This window comes from Serratia sp. CoH_134_PS_4 (assembly GCF_058190535.1).
On the sequence record NZ_JBXWKI010000001.1, the window covers coordinates 997050 to 1014244 of the forward strand.

Below are 17195 nucleotides of genomic sequence, written 5' to 3' on the forward strand. Positions count from 1 at the left end.
CGGCGGAATGCGCCAGACGCGCGCGGTATAATGGATATTGAGTGGGTCAGGCGTTTTTCAGCATCCACTCGATTTCGGTTTCGGTGATCAGGCGCTCAAACTGCACCAACTCATCCGTTTTGCAGGCCAGGTAGACGTGGCTAAACCTTTCCCCCAGCAGCGCAGTCAGTACCGGCTGGTGTTCAAATTCGTACAGCGCATCACTTTGGCGGATTGGGAAAGGTAGCCCCTCTTGCTCCAGGCCGTTGCCGGTTACCGGCTCTTGCAAAGGCAACGTCGTTTCCAGACCATAAACAATACCCGCCAAAATGGTCGCCATCACCAGATAAGGGTTGGCATCGGCGCCGGCCACGCGATACTCCACACGGTGGCTGTCGCGATCGCCACAGGGAATGCGCAGTGCCACTGTGCGGTTGTTGTGGCCCCAGGATGCCTGAGTAGGGACGTACATGCCCGGTTGGAAACGGCGGTAAGCATTAACGTTAGGTGCCAGTAACGCAATAGAAGAAGGCATCAGGGCAATCATTCCTGCCAGTGCCTGTTTCAGTAATGCAGAATCTTCGCCGTCGTCGTCCGCAAGAACGTTATTGCCCTGCCTGTCCAGCATGCTGATATGCACGTGCATACCACTGCCGGCGTGTTCTTCGTAGGGTTTTGCCATAAACGTGGCCTGCATGTTGTGGTTTTCCGCCACCATGCGGATCAGGCGTTTTAGCGCCAATGCATGGTCACAGGCCTGCAGGACATTGTCGGTGTGGTGCAGGTTGACCTCAAATTGGCCTGGCGAGGCTTCCGCCACCGCACCATCCGCCGGCAAACCCTGCATACGCGCCAGTTCATCAATCTCACTGAGCACATCGGCAAAGTGGTTAAGGTTATCGACGGAATAAACCTGGCTCTGGGTATTGCGTTCCTGAGTCCCCGGTGCGCATGGCGGCTGAAGATAGCCTTCCGAATCGCGCTGGCGATCGATGAGATAGAACTCCAACTCTACCGCTACTACGGGGGATAGCCCGCGCTGACGCAAACGCTGCCACACTCGGTTCAGCACATTGCGCGGTTCAACGTCAAAGGGAGTACCATCTTCATCCAGCATGGTGAGCAGTACCTGGCCGATGTATTGCGGATCCGCCGCTGACGGCGTCAATGTCCCCAGCACCGGCACGCAGATATGATCCGGCTCGCCCAGTTCTTGCCCTAATCCAGCCTCTTCGACAACGTTACCGAGAATATCCATCGCGAAAACCGATGCGGGGAAGTAACACCCCTTCTCCAGTTTACTCAGCCCGGCGACCGGAATGCGTTTACCGCGGAAACTCCCGTTAAGATCGGTCAGCAGAACGTCAACGTGCTGAGTTAATGGATAACGCTCCAGGTACTTCTTCACTTCACGCTGGAACGCGCTACTTCGCTTTTCTTCATGATGCTGAACAAAGTTTTCCACTTCTACTATGTTGGTCTGCATGATTCACCCGCCATGTATGTTTTTGTCTGTGGTTCTCACACTTATTGCCGTCGATGTTTTTTGACCATCTTGCTCAATATAATGTCCACCAATGAAACATAGATGCAACAAAATTGTTTTGCAAGTGTTACTTTGAGTTTGAATATTGCCCATTTGACTGCTAGATTTATAAAATATTGAACGAAAATGGCAGTGGAGAAGCTTATCGTTCATAATTTCGAACATACCAAGGGGATAGCATGGGCAATATATTTAACAGACCAGTGGTCGGCGTAGTGATGTGCAGGTATAGGTTAAACGGGCACCTCACTCAGACCTTGCAAGAAAAGTACCTAAATGCCGTAGTGGCCGCTGGAGGGCTGCCAATCGCCCTGCCGCACGCGCTTGCGGAGCCGGAACTGCTGGACGCACTGCTGCCTCACCTCGATGGCATTTTATTGCCTGGCAGCCCCAGTAATGTGCAGCCGCACCTTTATGGTGAAAACGGCGATGAGCCTGACGCCGATCCTGGGCGAGATGAATTGAGCCTGGCGTTAATCCGCCATACGCTCGACAGGCGCATTCCCCTTTTCGCCATTTGCCGCGGCATGCAGGAAATGGTGGTTGCCACCCAAGGCACCCTCCACCGTCGCTTGTTTGAATTACCTGAATTACTCGAACACCGAGAAGATCACGACCTACCGCTGGAACAACAATACGCCCCTGCCCATGAAGTCATCGTTCAGGAAGGCGGATTACTCTCGCAACTGATACCGGATTGCAACAGATTCTGGGTGAACTCACTGCATGGGCAAGGGGCAAAAACCCTCGGCTCCAGCGTGCGTATCGAGGCCCACGCCGCAGACGGGCTGGTGGAGGCTATCAGCCTGCGCGATCAGCCCTTTGCGCTGGGTGTGCAGTGGCACCCGGAATGGAACAGTGAAGAGTACGCCCTGTCGCGTCTGTTGTTTGAAGGTTTCATTAGCGCTTGCCGACACTATCAAAAGGAAAAACGCCCATGAGCGATGTCAGCTTGGCACCGGGAAAACGCCTGTCACAGATCCGCCAACAATTGGGTCTGTCACAGCGCCGCGCGGCCGAACTGTCTGGATTAACCCACAGCGCCATTAGCACTATCGAACAGGACAAGGTCAGCCCGGCCATCAGTACCTTGCAAAAGCTGCTGACGGTGTACGGGCTGTCACTGTCGGCGTTCTTCGCCGAGCCGGAAAAACCGGATGAACCGCAAATTGTTATCGATCACCAAGATCTGATCGAAATTGGCAGTCAGGGGGTGTCGATGAAATTGATCCACAACGGCGACCCCAATCGCACTTTGGCGATGATGATCGAAACCTATGAGCCGGGTACCACCACCGGCGAACGTATTAAGCATCAGGGGGAAGAGATTGGCACCCTGCTGGAAGGCGAGGTGGTATTGCAGGTCAATGGGCAGGCTTATCATCTGCAGGCTGGCCAGAGCTACGCCATCAACACCGGCATTCCCCACAGTTTCAGCAACACGTCGGCGCGGATTTGCCGAATTATCAGCGCCCATACACCGACGACTTTCTGATCAACGGAGCAAGGCATGGACTTCCACCACTTACAGTATTGGCAACAACGGGCACAAGCCCTGAATATTGAGAACCGACTGTTTATCAATGGCCGTTATCAACCCGCCGCCGAAGGTAAAACCTTTGCCGTGGAGGATCCTGCCGCCCAACGCGAGTTAACGCAGGTGTCCCGCGGTAGCGGTGTCGATATTGATCTGGCGGTCAGTGCGGCGCGGGCGGCGTTTGAACGTGGGGACTGGTCACGGGCAGCGCCTGCGCAACGCAAAGCCACCTTGTTACGGCTAGCGGCGTTGATGGAACAGCATCAAGAAGAGCTGGCACTGCTGGAGACGCTGGATACCGGTAAACCCATTCGCCATAGTCTGCGTGACGATGTACCTGGTGCCATTCGCTGCCTGCGCTGGTATGCCGAGGCGATCGACAAGGTTTACGGCGAAATTGCCCCCACCGCGGGTGATGCACTGGCGTTAATCGAACGCGAACCCATTGGCGTCGTGGGGGCTATCGTCCCCTGGAACTTCCCGCTGTTGTTAGCCTGCTGGAAGCTCGGCCCGGCCTTGGCCACCGGCAACAGCGTGATTCTCAAACCCTCTGAAAAATCCCCGCTAACGGCTATCTATCTGGGCAAACTGGCGCAACAGGCAGGACTGCCGGACGGCGTGCTGAATATTGTACCCGGTTACGGTCACGATGCCGGCAAGGCATTGGCGCTGCACAATGACGTTGATGCCCTCACCTTCACCGGCTCCACGCAGGTCGCCAAGCAACTGATGATCTACGCCGGCCAATCCAATATGAAACGGGTATGGCTGGAGGCCGGTGGCAAAAGCGCCAATATTATCTTTGCCGACTGTCCTGACCTGGATAAAGCGGCACAAAGTGCCGCAGCGGGCATCTTCTATAATCAGGGGCAGGTGTGCATCGCCGGGACTCGGCTGTTGGTCGAAGAGAGCATTCAGCAAGAATTCCTGCACGCGCTGCGTCGACATGCCGCAGCATTCACGCCCGGCGATCCGCTCGACCCTGCAACGGTGATGGGCACGCTGATCGACCAAAGCCACTGCGAGAAAGTCGCTGACTATATCGAACAAGGTTTGAGCCAAGGTGCGACGCTGTTCCTTGATGGCCGCGAACACCCACAGCATGGTCACGCCGGGTATCTTGGCCCGACCATTCTCACCCAGGTGGATAATGCCATGAGCGTTGCACGCGATGAGATCTTTGGTCCGGTACTGGCGGTCACGCTATTCAACGGTGAGCAACACGCCATGCAACTGGCCAACGACAGCGACTACGGCCTGGGTGCCGCGCTCTGGACACGCGATCTGTCCCGTGCGCACCGCCTGGCTCGTCAGTTAAAAGCCGGTACCGTGTTCATCAATAACTACAACGACGGGGATATGACCGTGCCCTTCGGGGGTTACAAACAAAGCGGCAATGGACGCGACAAATCGTTGCATGCGCTGGATAAATTCACCGAACTGAAAACCACCTGGATTTCGCTGGAATAAGGGCAGACACCATGACTGAACACGTAAAAAGCTATTATGCGGCCTCGGCCAACAGCCACGCGCCCTATCCGCAGTTGAATGAATCCATTGAATGCGACGTCTGTATCGTCGGTGGCGGTTACACAGGCCTGTCCTCGGCGCTGTTTCTGGTGGAAGCCGGCTACAACGTCGTCCTGCTGGAATCTGCCCGTATTGGCTTTGGGGCGAGCGGCCGTAACGGCGGTCAATTGGTGAATTCTTACAGCCGTGATATCGACATGATAGAACAACGCTACGGCCCGGAAAGCGCCCGCATACTCGGCAGCATGATGTTTGAGGGCGCAGAAATCATTCGCAGCCGCATCAAGCAATACGCCATCGAATGCGACTATCGCCCAGGCGGGATCTTCGCCGCGCTCAACAACCGGCAATATCATGCGCTGATAGAGCAAAAACAAAACTGGGAACGCTACGGTAACACGCAACTTGAGCTGTTGGATGCTGGGCGGATCCGCCAAGAGGTCAACAGCGATCGCTACGTCGGTGCGCTGCTCGATCACAGCGGTGGCCATATCCATCCGCTGAATCTGGCGCTCGGCGAAGCCGAAGCCGTTCGTCTGCAAGGCGGACGGATCTTCGAGCAGTCAGCGGTCACCAACATCTTGCACGGTGAACCGGCGATCGTCAGTACGGCCAATGGACAGGTGAAGGCACGCTATGTGATCGTGGCAGGTAACGCCTATCTGGGCGATAAACTGGAGCCGCGGCTGGCCAGACGGAGTATGCCGTGCGGCACTCAGGTGGTTGCCACTGAACCATTGGCACCGGAAGTGGCTCAGTCATTGATCCCACAGAATTACTGCGTTGAAGACTGTAACTACCTGTTGGATTATTACCGCATCACGGGCGATAACCGCCTGCTGTATGGCGGTGGCGTGGTTTATGGTGCCCGCGATCCTGACGATATAGACAACCTGATCCGGCCAAAACTGCTGAAAACCTTCCCACAGTTGAAGGGCGTGCGCCTCGACTACCGCTGGACAGGTAATTTCCTGCTGACGCTGTCACGTATGCCGCAATTCGGCCGCCTTGAAAATAACGTGTATTACATGCAGGGCTACAGTGGCCACGGCGTGACCTGTACCCATTTAGCGGGCAAGTTGATTGCGGAGTTGATGCGCGGCGATGCGGAACGCTTTGACGCCTTTGCCAAGCTGCCACACTTGCCGTTCTTCGGTGGCCGGAATCTACAGATCCCCTTTACCGCTATTGGTGCAGCCTACTACACACTGCGAGATCGGATTGGCGTGTAAGGTTTACAGGCCCGGCGATGCCGGGCCTGATCGTTACGGCTTAAACAATTTTAGGTTGACCGTCTGAGGCGGTCGCCCCACCATCAACCGGGATGTTGGCACCGTTAATAAAGCTGGCGTCGTCACTGGCCAGGAACGCCATCACCGCAGCCACTTCTTCCGGCTCTGCCGCTCGGCCCAACGCAATACGCTCGTTAAACTTGTCGCGGATCTCCTGCGGCCAGCCATTGGTCATATTGGTTTTCACCAGGCTTGGGCAGACGGAGTTCACTCGCACGCCATCACCGCCGTGATCCAGCGCCATCGCACGCGTCAGGTTCACCACCGCGCCTTTCGCCGCGCAGTAATACGCGGCGCCCCAGTCCCCCCCCAGGCCAGAAACCGAAGCGGTATTGACGATACAGCCTTTGGTTTTCAGCAAATGCGGCATGGCGAACTTGGAACAGAACACGACACCATCAATGTCCACGCCGGCGATGCGACGCCAGTCAGCTACGCTGGTTTCCAGCACGCTGCCCGCGACGTGCACACCGGCATTATTCAACAATACGTCGATACGGCCCAATTTTTCCGCCACGTCGTTCATCATCTTTTCAACCGCAACGTGGTCGGAAACATCGATATGCACCGCCAATGCCTTGCCTTTTGGCAGTGAGGCGGCCACCTTGTCTACCGCATCCTTCGCCCAATCAGCCAGAACCACGGTTGCCCCTTCGGCAGAGAACCGGCGTGCCGCCGCTTCCCCCATCCCATTGCCGGCCCCGGTGATAACGACCACTTTATTGTCGAAACGCATAAGAACTCCTCCATGTGAATGTATTTTTATAAGTCATACAAATCCTGATTAAGTCCGAGGATAAAACTCATGGGGGGTGAGGGCCAGTCAAAACGTGCGGTTTTATAATCAAAAAGAGGTATTCATTGTAAATTCAAGGCGTCAGGGCAATCATTATCGGAATTAGGCCAAGCCTTTGATGCCATTAATAAAATAATCATGCGTGATTATTTTTAAGCTGTATTATCAGAAATGAATAAGTTCAAGAACTGTTCTATGTTGTCATCTGGTTGATAAGCAACCGTTATAGAAAAACCCGGACTGCATCTTGGGCAGCCCAGGATGGATTATTTTTTCTCAATGGGAACAACCAGCAGATCGATATTCAACTGATTGATCGCTTGTCGTGTCGACGACATCAATCGGCTCCAGATATCGTGATGGTGGCCAAAGATGATCAGGTCAAAACCTTTGTTCTTTGCCGCCCGATTCAGTTCTTCCGTCAGTTCGCCACGCCCAATAATCACCTCTTCAACCGGATAAGATGACCGTTCCTTGATCGCATTGAGCATATTCTTTACACGTTCAGAAAAGGTACGATCGGTGTAGTTATATTCACCGATCCCCAGTTCGGCGTAATAACCGGCATGATGGATATCGATATAAATCAACGATAGTTTGGCATTCAGCTCGCTGGCCAGCCTGGCCCCCCTTCCGAGCAAGAATTCAGCATCTTCACTGAGATCCGTTGCAACAACGATATGTTGATAAGTCATGATGACTGCCCTCCACATCGAGCCAATAAACAGGACCGCGCTCCCTGCAATAGACGTTTCGCATGTCTCTCATGCAACTTAAGTTTAGTTCAGCGATTAAATCATCGCCCTCCCACGTTATTGTTCTGTTGATGGGACGATGTATCCTGACTTCACCCTCTACCGAAAATCCTCACCATCCCTAGACTAAAGGCAGGTGCTGAGATTCAGCCCGGCTTTTTTAACGTTAATTGACGTTCCATCTACCGATGAAAGAGGAATACAACTATGAGCACTCCAGCAAACTTCAATGGTCAGCGTCCTGTTATTGATGCTAATGATGCCGTTATGTTGCTGATCGATCATCAAAGCGGCCTGTTCCAGACCGTCGCCGACATGCCAATGACTGAGCTGCGCGCTCGCGCTGGCGCACTGGCCAGTATCGCTACGCTAAGCAAATTGCCGGTAATCACCACGGCTTCAGTACCGCAAGGTCCTAATGGCCCCTTGATCCCTGAGATCCACCAAAATGCCCCGCACGCAAAATATGTTGCCCGTAAAGGCGAAATCAACGCATGGGATAACCCAGACTTTGTCGCTGCGGTTAAGGCTACCGGGCGAAAAACGCTGATCATCGCCGGTACCATTACCAGCGTTTGCATGGCTTTCCCGTCAATAAGCGCAATCGCCGATGGATATAAAGTGTTTGCTGTCATCGATGCGTCGGGCACCTATTCAAAAATGGCGCAGGAAATCACCCTGGCGCGCGTAGTGCAGGCCGGTGTAGTTCCGATTGATACTGCAGGCGTAGCTTCTGAACTTCAGGGGAGTTGGAACCGTGAGGATGCACAGCAATGGGCAGAGGTTTACACCAAAATATTCCCGGCCTATCAGTTGCTCATTGAAAGCTATGTTAAAGCGCAGGACGTCGTGAAAAACAGTGAAGTACTGGATTCTCAGCGAAGCTAACCACCGTCTAATCTGATCATTAGGCATAAAAAAACCCCGGCCGTAGGCCAGGGTTATCAATGTTTGCCGGTTACTTTCCCGACTGTCATGTTATGGCGTAAGCGTCCGTCCAACACTCCAACCTTACGCAGCCTAAGCACAACTTTTTCACAACAGAAAAATAGACTGAATCATCGTCGTTATTATTGTTACGACGCCAATCTCTTTTGCTGTTGCCAATAACTTCCGTTATTGAAATACGCTTAATTTATTTTTTAGATAAACTCCAGGTAATCCTGGAGTTTATTCAGGCATTGCATTCATTTCTCATCTGCTCAGGTTTACACCGTCTTCGCTATCGCAAGAAATAAATCACTACCTACAAATTATAAAACGACGACGTTGCCGGCAGAAGGACCTTTCTGACCGTTTTCGATCGTGAATTCAACGCGCTGACCTTCATCAAGCGTTTTGAAATCATTGCTCTGGATAGCAGAGAAGTGTACGAACACGTCTTTGCTGCCGTCTGCCGGAGAGATAAAGCCAAAACCTTTACCTGCATCAAACCATTTTACCAAACCAGTCATTTTAGTAGACATAGATATTTCCTTTATATTTTTGAGACGCCATATGGCGATAGAGGTCTGTTTTTGTTGGAAACTTATTGGGCACTAAAGAAGGAAATTCGCGGGAGAAGAGGTATCTATGGATATCACTAATACTGAGAACTGCTTTACTAAAACTGCTTTCATAAGGTCTGTACTACAAACCGATGGCGTTATTTATACACGAGGGATTTATTTAAGCAAGGAATATTTATTATAATATTTATACACGCCTCTTATTATTTATCCGCCGCAGCGCCAGCCGTCGCTAACGCGAAGGGCCTCACGGCCCTTCATAAAACATCGCCGGAAGCGACAAGCTTGCAGCTTGAAAGACGATGGGCATAACCCTAGCCGATAACCGCAATACCCAGCCGCTCCATCATTTGAAACACCTGGTAGCTGTCCAGTTTCACGCCCTGCAGATCAATGCCACGCAGGTCTAACTCACCCAGTTCCGAATTGGTCAGATCGCAATGCGTAAAGTTGGCCGCACGCCAATCAAAAGAGGCAAACTCGCCACCGGACAGGTCAGAACCGCTAAAGGTCGCACCAAGGATCTGTGCACTGTTCCAGCGGTTTTCCCATAGCTCACACTTCTCCAGTACCACTTTTGAAAAGTTGGCGTAGCTCAGGTTGGTTTTGGTGATGTAAGCGCTGCAAAACCAGGTGCGTGCGGTGATCATATTCATAAAGCTTGCGCCGCGGAAATCAGCACCCTGCGCACGACATTCGCGGATTTCGATGCCCAACGCGCTGGCATTTCTGAAGTCCGCCATCGACAGGTCGCAATTTTTGAAACTGGCGTCCTTCAGCAGCGCACGGCTGAAATTACCGCCCTGCTGGCTCTCGCGATCGTAAAACTGACAGTCAATAAACTCGGTACCGGTCAGGTCGGTACCCGAGAAATCGCAGTTAATAAAGCTGCCGTTTTCAATCTTCTCGCCGGTAAACCGGTTACGGCCAATCTTTTCACCATCCAATACCAGCGTCATTGCGAGATACCTGTTTATTTGTACAGTCAATGCCGCATTATAAACAGAAGCCGGGGTCGGATAAAACTGCTTTGCCCCGCTTTATCCGCCCCACCGCACAAAAAATCACAACGCGGGGTGAGCACGATTAAGCCTGCCGCACCTGGAGAAGGTTCATGTTCACGCCGCCGGTCTGCGCCTGCAATATGCCCTGCTCAATCAACGCGTACAGTCGGAAATTCAGAAAAGTGTCGCCGACCCCATAGGGCGAATTCACCCTTGCGTTGCCGACCACCCGGGAACCCTGGGTGTAATCGTTGGGGCAATATTGCAATAGCAACGGGTCGTGGAACTCCAGCGTTTTCCCCTGCACTTCTCCCTGTGCAAAGATCCGCACTGGGGCGTTCTCCTTCAGCAGTCGATACCAGTCGGTAATGAGCGCCACTTGGTCTTCGGGTGTCAATTCACGCCGGCGAACCCACAAAGATTCGAGCGTTTCAATCGGGCAGCAACCGGTGGTTTCGTGTCCGGCAAGTGCGGTGACATTAACCACAAACACCGGGTGTTCACGCAGTAATGGCAGCAGTGCACGCAACATCAATTGCTCATCGGCGTTGTCGCCAATCCACAGGGTCACCTGCCCGGTGATCGCAGCCAACTGCTTTTTTAAGCTTTCCATCGCCGTCAGGCGTTGGGCAGAGGTGTCCCAATCGGGGGCGTTAACAGAGTGGTGCAGATCTTGAAACCAGCGGGATCGGGCCTGAAGACCCTGATCGTCATCCAGCGCGCACAGCGGCCCAAATGACAGGTTATCGGTGAAATCCAGTACGTCCTCTCCCGGGTAAGCCAACCGCACGCAGCCACCCGACAGTGCAATATGCACATCTTTCATCAACGCTCTCCTCAGCCTATTCCCTAAAATAATCCTGAGATGAATTCTGCCAATTTTTTTCCGCTGTCAGTAGACAAAAAATCCGAATTTTCCCGCCTGAATAGCACAAAAAAACCGCCTAAGTGAACGCCACTTAAGCGGTTGATGATTGCTGCCAGGATTGACGATCGCGCCAGCCATCGGCCCCATGCGCTGCCGCTTTCAGTTGAAAACCCACGCCCCATCAGTGGGCGTTACGGCCCTTCATGGCAACCCGGAAACATTTTGGCCATTGCTAAACGCCACCTTGACGATGCTGAACGCGCGCGTGCGATCGGCATTCGCGGTATCGGCAAAGAGGCGAGGATAACGTGAATTGACAACCCAAACCTCACCATCCTTGACTGCCGCCGCAGTGGGTCCATCCAATCCCGGCGGCGTGACAACAGCGGTAATGCGCGCGCTAGCCCAGCCGTCGGATGAAGAAAGCAGCGTCACATCCCCCGACATGCCCTGCCCGGTGCCAGGGAAAGACTGTACCACCACCAGGGTGTCGGGGTTTTTAAGACGCAACCCGTCGGGCCCTTTCAAACGCTGTGGCAGCTTGATTTCGCTTAGAGCGTGCGTCCCATCCAGCGCCACCTTCCACAACAGACCACGGGAATAGTCCCCGGCGATCAGATAGCCGTCCGGGTGGTAAACAATTCCGTTGAGATAAGGTTTCGCCCCCGACGCCGCCGTGGTCGTGGCGGGCATCAGACGTTCGGAACGCACAAGTATCGAAACCGCCTTGGTTGCCTGGTCGATTTTATAAATCTGCGGCTGGAAACTATCGGTAACGTAGACATTGCCTTGCGCGTCGAGGGCCAGATCGTTGGCGAGCGTCGGTCCTTTGCTCAACGGCGAGAAATCATAGACATGTTGCAACGCACCTGTGTCGAGATCAAACTCGAGCACCTGCGCCACGCGATTGTGCGTACCGGGCGAAGACGTGAGCGCAATGCCTACATCTTCGTTGCATACCAGCACCCGATTGCGCACGGCGTCAACGACAATGCCGGAAGTCGTGATCTGTGAACGGTCGACGGCGAAAGGCCTGTAGCGCCCATCCTCATAAACCAGGCCGATCTGCCCGCCGCGCAGCGACGAAACCAGAAACGCCCCGGCGCGCTCATTCCAGGCAATGCTCTCGGGGTATCCCCCAGCGGCATCGGGCACAAAGGTGATAACCTGCGCGCCCTGGGTCGGCGCGGCAGTCGCAAAGAACATGACGACGCTAACCAACAGCGTAATACCACCAAAGCGCAGCGGTGAAGTTGATGATAGGGTGTTCTTGAACATGACAGGGAACCTGGTAATTAACCGGATCTGCATAGTAGGTGGGTGCTGAAAACGGCACTAGTCGGGAAAAAGGCAATACGCTAATGAAAAAATCACAGCAATCATGCGATGGCTGTGCGCTCAACGCGGTTCGCCAGCGAAGCTGGCACAAAAAAACCGCCCTTAAGACTTAGGCGGTTTATTCTCGTTTTCGGCGTTTATTTCAACGCTTCCTGAATGGCGTCAGCCATCGGGCCAATGTGCTTTTCGGCCGCTTTAAGCTGGAAATCAACACCGTTTCCGTCGTTGGTGTCGGATAATGTCGCCTTGATCAGCTCCAGTGCGGCTTGCACAGCCACCAGTCTTTTATGTTGTTCGTCCGTGATCGGTTTGGAACTCAGGGTGGCTGGGTAGTATTGCTCTAACATCACTGTCTCCTTGTCATTGCCTTAATCACTAACTTAACAGAATTTAAAGATTTTTCTAATACAGCCGTCCCAAAACCGCTTTCCCACTTCAGGTGCAGTACACCAGGCCAATCAATAGGCTAAATAGGTGAACTATAATTGGACGAACTGAGATTTTCAGCAGGTGAGCCATTATGTCATTTCAAGGAAGCTGTCATTGCGGTGCCGTCACCTTTACGGTGAACGCCGATCTGCCCCATGAAGCCCTGAGTTGCAACTGTTCAATCTGTCGCCGTAAAGGCTTGTTGCTGGCGTTCTTCCCGATCAACACCTTTGTGCTGAACAGCGGTGATACCTCGCTGCGCGGCTATACCTTTAACAAACAGGTTATCCAGCACCAATTTTGCCAAACATGCGGCACCGAGGCGTTTGCCTATGGGAAAGGTCCGGACGGTTCGGCGATGTGCGCTGTTAACCTGCGCTGCGTGCCCGAACTGGCACTCGAGTCGTTGCAAATCCACCCCTATGACGGTGCCAGCGCCTGAGCCGTCGCGAATAGGCAGACAACACAATGGGCTTGCCTGCCTATCCGCGATAATCCCTACGATGAGGTTGCACTACGGCACCTCAGCGAAACGCCACCCAACTGGTGCCAGCATCGGCCGACCGCACGCAGTTTTCTACCCAACGCACGCCCATCGCACCTGCATGTACGTCGGGGTACCATAGATCGGCCAGAAATTCGCCGTCCCCTCGATCGCTAGCGTCCATGGCCAGCGCAAAGCGCCTGTAGAGATTTGACCACGCTTCAAATAATCCTTCCGGATGACCGCCGCCAATACGATCATCCGCCAACGCCATAGGATCGAGATAGGACATACCACGCTCCAGAATGCGTACGGGTTCCCCCTGCACTTCAAAACGTAGTTGGTTAGGCTGTTCATCCCACCATTCCAGGCTCGCCTTTTCGCCAACAATACGCACCTTCTGCCCGTGCATCGATCCGCTGTTAACCGCCGAACACCACATGGAACCCACAGCACCATTATCATATTCCATCAGCACAAAGGCGTTATCTTCCAGCGGCGCTCGGGTTTTAACAAAACTCTGGCGGCTGCACATCAGGCGTTTGATCTTAAGCTGCGGCACCATGGTTTCCGACAAGAACAATGGATGGGTCGCCAAATCCCCCAATACATAGCTGGGGCCAACAAAACGTGGATCTACCCGCCAGCGGGTACTGGGGTTTTCTTGCTCCACCGGGGCCGCGTGAAATCCATGAGAGAACTGCATGTTAATAATGCGTATTTCGCCCAGCAGCCCATCGGCGATCATCTGTCGCGCCTGATGTATTAGCTGGTGCCCGGCGTAACCATAGGTGACGCCAACAATCTTATGGTGCTTTTGGCTCAGTTCGATCAGTGTTTGCGCCTCTTCCGTGGTGAAACACAAGGGTTTTTCGCACACCACATGTAAACCGGCCGCCAGCGCCGCTTTACAGATAGCAAAGTGGGTATTGTTTGGCGTAGCAATGGAAACCGCTTCAATACCATCCGCTCTTGCGGCCTCCTCGCGAAATAACGTGGCGTAATCTGGATAACAGCGCTCCGGTGCCACCCCCAGGCTTTGCCCAAAGCTGCGCCCACGTTGCGCATCGATATCAAACGCACCAGCCAGCAGGGTGAAAGTCCCATCGCGCTGTGCCGCAGAACGATGAATATAACCAATCTGGCTGGTGCCGCCGCCGCCGACCATGCCCCAGCGCAGGGATCGGTCCAAAGGTTTAGTGCCGTTGATCATCACGTTTCTCCTGATTAAAAACCGATGTTTCGCAAATAGTTGAGGCTTTCCGTAACATCGCGCAGGCTACCCTGCGCATGACGCGGATCGCGCTCCTGCTCAATGGTGATCCAGCCCTGATAACCACGTGCCGCCAATAATTCACGCACGGCCGGATAGTCAATGGCTCCCTGGCCAAGAGGACACATCACCCCTTGCGCGCAAGCCGTAAAGAAGTCCAACCCACGCGCCAATACATCGTGAAATACCCGTGGGTTAACGTCCTTGAAATGCAGATAATCAATGCGCGTGAAGTAACGGTCGAGCCAGGTAACGGGATCCATTCCGGCGTAGTAAAGGTGCCCGGTATCCAGGCACAGCCCGGCGGTTTGATGCGGGATTTGGGCGGTCAGTTGTTCGATCTCATCAGCAAATTCGATACAGCCCCCCGCGTGCGGATGTACAACCGGCCGTACGCCATACTTCTGCCAGGCAATCTCGCTGACGGTAATAATATGGCTGATCATTCTTTGCCAATCGTCTGGTGACAATCGCGGTGCCAGAGAAGACTGCCCGGCAAATTTCGCCCGCTGCGGGTCGCCGAAATCAATAATGACCAGATAAGGTGGCGAAAAATGAGGGGCGCGGTTTTGTTGCGCTTTTATCGACTGCGATAAGTTGCGACAAATGTTATGTGTCAATTCAAGGATATGGCCGAAGTTATGCTCACTGACCAGATCGTCAAACAGGGTTCCCGCCACCAGCGATAGTCCATGCCGTTGCAGCTCGGTATTCAACGTCAGGACATCGGTCGGTAAGTATCCCCACGGCCCCAGCTCTATGCTGCGGTAACCAGCCGTACTTGCCTCCTGCAAGACGGTTGCGTAAGGCGGAAGATGCGGATTGTTAGGGTCATCCACTCCCCAACTGCAAGGTGCATTGGCGATAGACAAAGTCATGATTTTTGTTCCGTAGCGAAGTAGGCGTGGCGTCAGTATCAAACAAACGTTTCAAAATCGGCAATGATGAAAATTTCATTTTTTGATAGCGATCGCGTTAATTTCTATCACAAAAATGATAGTTTTTTATCAAATCAAGACGAGACGGCTTATAGAGGGGCTTAGGGAATTGGAACCGGGGAACGGCCCCCGAACAGGGAGCCAGGCAGTCAAATATTTTCTTGGGTGATCAAATCAAAACGATTAATGACATGTATAAAACCGGACGAATCATGGGTTACAGCCGACACAAAAGTGTTGATAACCGTCGCGGCAAACTCAGTAATGCGGTGTCTCAACATCAAATCCAACGTGCCATCAAACAGCGCCATCTCCCCTCCGTCCACCGGGCCATGGCAAACCAAGGTAATCTCATGTTGCCTGCCACTTCCTCGCAGCGCCGCGATAATCCCCTCAACACCGCCACAAGGTGCATAGAGGGCCACCAGCTCAGTATGTTGCGCCAGCAAGGCCTGAGTTACCTGCCTGGCGCTTTCTGCCTGTTCATGGTTGCGCACCGGTTCAAGTACCCGATGGCCGCTCTGGTGCTCACGCAGGTAAGAGCGGAAGCTGATTTCGCAGGTTTCCTGGCACAAAAAACGGTTATCACCGATGATCACACCAACGTCTCCTGGCTGTCGGCATAATCTCTCCACCGCCCAGGCAGCGGTACGACCAGCCTGCTGGTTATCCAAACCAATATAACCAGTGCGGCTGTGCACTGACAGATCCGACAGGAGCGTAAACACCTTGACGCCCCGCCGGGTCGCCTCTTCAACGGCGTAACCAATCATCGGGTTATCCAACGCCAGCACCCCGATAACGTCAACACGCTGGCTTAGGGACGTAATGGCTGCGGCCGTCTCATTGACGGCACTGATATCATGAAAAATGAACTGCGGGGGAGAGACAGGATCGTGATATAACGCAGCCTGTTCCATCAGGCTATCAGCCAATTGGGCGTAAAACGAATGCGCCTTCCGCAGCAGGATAAACCCCATTTTTACCCGAACAACCGGTTTCCCGGCCGTTTCAAACAAACGATGCGATTTCTCCAGGGCGAACCCCAATTTTTTCGCTGCCGCAATCACCTTGCGTTCCGTTTCTGGCCGCACCGCTGCTCGTTGATTTATCACCCGGTCAACCGTGGCAATGCCGACATGTGCCTCTCTGGCGATGGCGGCCAGGGTGGTTTTCTTACCTGCCATACTCGTCTCCCATCATTATTCTGATAGAAACTATCATGACAAATGCGCCTGACGAAACTCGGCGGCAGCGTTTGTGTGATCGGGCACGTGAATGAGGTATGGCGGAGACAGGGTTTACCGATAAACGGAGAATTTTTTCGTTAGGGGCTTAAGCTGTTCGGTGTCTCCGTACAGCGCTACGGCAACAAACTCCAACTTTTCGTACTCTGTATTCGCAGTATCCGCGATCTGCTGCTCAGCAGAGTGCGACAACATGGTGGTGGTGAAGAAGTTTGCCAGCACCGCCTCTTCCTTACATTTAAGGATCAGATTGCTGAGCTGGCTGCTGTTTTTCGCCTGCAGGATCACGATCGGGTAATGGCTCATATTGGCGCTGACACCGTCGATAGCGCTAGGGTAATGATGGAATTCACGCTGTTCGATCAAATCGGTAATGCCTGCCGTCAAGTGACAGGACGCGTTGAACAAGGTTGCAGGTTCGTGGTTGCGGTTCAGGATGATATAGAACTTCTTCTCGTTGTCGCTGTACATCGTTTTCTCCTTTGGTGTTGACATCAGTGTTACCCAGACTGTCGATAGTTTTCAATGATATCGATCAGAGCCGCCGAAAAAAAATAACATGCTGCATCATTATGACAGTGCCCCACTCTCGAACCAGACAACAAAAAGATAAATAGAACCGTGTTGAAATTATAGAAATAAAGATAATAAACAATTATAAAAATAAAAAA

General features: G+C 53.2%; 18 protein-coding genes. 6 read left to right on the forward strand and 12 right to left on the reverse strand.

The window, feature by feature from the left end; translation table 11 throughout:
- Nucleotides 1-46: 46 nt before the first annotated feature.
- Nucleotides 47-1465: a glutamine synthetase family protein gene (locus AC2FCQ_RS04610; RefSeq protein ID WP_209632938.1), complete on the reverse strand. Its 1419-nt coding sequence runs from the start codon at nt 1463-1465 to the stop codon at nt 47-49.
- Between the two features lie 239 nt (nt 1466-1704).
- Here AC2FCQ_RS04610 and puuD point away from each other — a divergent pair, with 239 nt between their 5' ends.
- From puuD to AC2FCQ_RS04630, 4 genes are read left to right on the forward strand one after another with little or no spacing between them, the layout of a single operon-like run.
- Nucleotides 1705-2466: a gamma-glutamyl-gamma-aminobutyrate hydrolase gene (gene puuD / locus AC2FCQ_RS04615; RefSeq protein WP_265557128.1), complete on the forward strand. Its 762-nt coding sequence runs from the start codon at nt 1705-1707 to the stop codon at nt 2464-2466.
- Complete coding sequence (gene puuR, locus AC2FCQ_RS04620) at nt 2463-3020, forward strand: HTH-type transcriptional regulator PuuR (RefSeq protein ID WP_209632936.1); 558 nt, start codon at nt 2463-2465, stop codon at nt 3018-3020. The genes puuD and puuR overlap by 4 nt, the downstream gene beginning before the upstream one ends.
- 15 nt (nt 3021-3035) lie before the next feature.
- Complete coding sequence (gene puuC, locus AC2FCQ_RS04625) at nt 3036-4532, forward strand: aldehyde dehydrogenase PuuC (RefSeq protein WP_490307646.1); 1497 nt, start codon at nt 3036-3038, stop codon at nt 4530-4532.
- Between the two features lie 11 nt (nt 4533-4543).
- A complete protein-coding gene (locus AC2FCQ_RS04630; RefSeq protein ID WP_490658443.1) occupies nt 4544-5824 on the forward strand; it encodes an NAD(P)/FAD-dependent oxidoreductase in 1281 nt (426 codons plus the stop codon).
- A 40-nt stretch (nt 5825-5864) separates the two neighbouring features.
- Here AC2FCQ_RS04630 and budC read toward each other — a convergent pair whose 3' ends face one another.
- Both budC and AC2FCQ_RS04640 read right to left on the reverse strand, forming a co-directional pair.
- Nucleotides 5865-6620, reverse strand: a complete 756-nt coding sequence (gene budC, locus AC2FCQ_RS04635; RefSeq protein ID WP_061807606.1) for a meso-2,3-butanediol dehydrogenase — start codon at nt 6618-6620, stop codon at nt 5865-5867.
- Nucleotides 6621-6946: 326 nt separating this feature from the next.
- Nucleotides 6947-7375: a universal stress protein gene (locus AC2FCQ_RS04640; protein ID WP_265557131.1), complete on the reverse strand. Its 429-nt coding sequence runs from the start codon at nt 7373-7375 to the stop codon at nt 6947-6949.
- Between the two features lie 267 nt (nt 7376-7642).
- On the opposite strand from AC2FCQ_RS04640, the gene AC2FCQ_RS04645 reads away from it, so the two are divergent.
- Nucleotides 7643-8323 (forward strand): hydrolase, encoded by a 681-nt coding sequence (locus AC2FCQ_RS04645; protein WP_265557132.1) that lies wholly within the window; start codon nt 7643-7645, stop codon nt 8321-8323.
- Nucleotides 8324-8688: 365 nt separating this feature from the next.
- Here the strand turns inward: AC2FCQ_RS04645 and cspE are convergent, their stop codons facing one another.
- The 5 genes from cspE to AC2FCQ_RS04670 all read right to left on the reverse strand — a co-directional run bounded on the left by cspE (nt 8689) and on the right by AC2FCQ_RS04670 (nt 12500).
- Nucleotides 8689-8901, reverse strand: a complete 213-nt coding sequence (gene cspE, locus AC2FCQ_RS04650; protein ID WP_012006483.1) for a transcription antiterminator/RNA stability regulator CspE — start codon at nt 8899-8901, stop codon at nt 8689-8691.
- A gap of 356 nt (nt 8902-9257) precedes the next feature.
- Nucleotides 9258-9902 carry a Qnr family pentapeptide repeat protein gene (locus AC2FCQ_RS04655; protein WP_265557133.1) on the reverse strand — a complete coding sequence of 215 codons (645 nt, stop codon included), beginning with the start codon at nt 9900-9902 and terminating at the stop codon, nt 9258-9260.
- Between the two features lie 127 nt (nt 9903-10029).
- A complete protein-coding gene (locus AC2FCQ_RS04660; RefSeq protein ID WP_490307647.1) occupies nt 10030-10773 on the reverse strand; it encodes a DUF3658 domain-containing protein in 744 nt (247 codons plus the stop codon).
- A gap of 243 nt (nt 10774-11016) precedes the next feature.
- Nucleotides 11017-12093: an SMP-30/gluconolactonase/LRE family protein gene (locus AC2FCQ_RS04665; RefSeq protein WP_490307648.1), complete on the reverse strand. Its 1077-nt coding sequence runs from the start codon at nt 12091-12093 to the stop codon at nt 11017-11019.
- Between the two features lie 197 nt (nt 12094-12290).
- Nucleotides 12291-12500 (reverse strand): hypothetical protein, encoded by a 210-nt coding sequence (locus AC2FCQ_RS04670; RefSeq protein ID WP_209632928.1) that lies wholly within the window; start codon nt 12498-12500, stop codon nt 12291-12293.
- A 173-nt stretch (nt 12501-12673) separates the two neighbouring features.
- On the opposite strand from AC2FCQ_RS04670, the gene AC2FCQ_RS04675 reads away from it, so the two are divergent.
- Nucleotides 12674-13024 (forward strand): GFA family protein, encoded by a 351-nt coding sequence (locus tag AC2FCQ_RS04675; RefSeq protein WP_209632927.1) that lies wholly within the window; start codon nt 12674-12676, stop codon nt 13022-13024.
- Nucleotides 13025-13106: 82 nt separating this feature from the next.
- On the opposite strand, the gene AC2FCQ_RS04680 is transcribed toward AC2FCQ_RS04675, so the two are convergent.
- The 4 genes from AC2FCQ_RS04680 to AC2FCQ_RS04695 form a co-directional block, all read right to left on the reverse strand.
- The gene (locus AC2FCQ_RS04680) at nt 13107-14279 is read right to left on the reverse strand and encodes a Gfo/Idh/MocA family protein (protein ID WP_490307649.1); all 1173 of its coding nucleotides are present in this window, start codon (nt 14277-14279) and stop codon (nt 13107-13109) included.
- A 14-nt stretch (nt 14280-14293) separates the two neighbouring features.
- Nucleotides 14294-15217, reverse strand: coding sequence for a TIM barrel protein (locus AC2FCQ_RS04685; protein WP_404759760.1), 924 nt, complete (start codon nt 15215-15217; stop codon nt 14294-14296).
- Nucleotides 15218-15426: 209 nt separating this feature from the next.
- Nucleotides 15427-16464 carry a LacI family DNA-binding transcriptional regulator gene (locus AC2FCQ_RS04690; protein WP_490307650.1) on the reverse strand — a complete coding sequence of 346 codons (1038 nt, stop codon included), beginning with the start codon at nt 16462-16464 and terminating at the stop codon, nt 15427-15429.
- Nucleotides 16465-16578: 114 nt separating this feature from the next.
- Nucleotides 16579-16995 carry a DUF2000 domain-containing protein gene (locus AC2FCQ_RS04695; protein WP_209632923.1) on the reverse strand — a complete coding sequence of 139 codons (417 nt, stop codon included), beginning with the start codon at nt 16993-16995 and terminating at the stop codon, nt 16579-16581.
- Nucleotides 16996-17195: the final 200 nt, after the last annotated feature.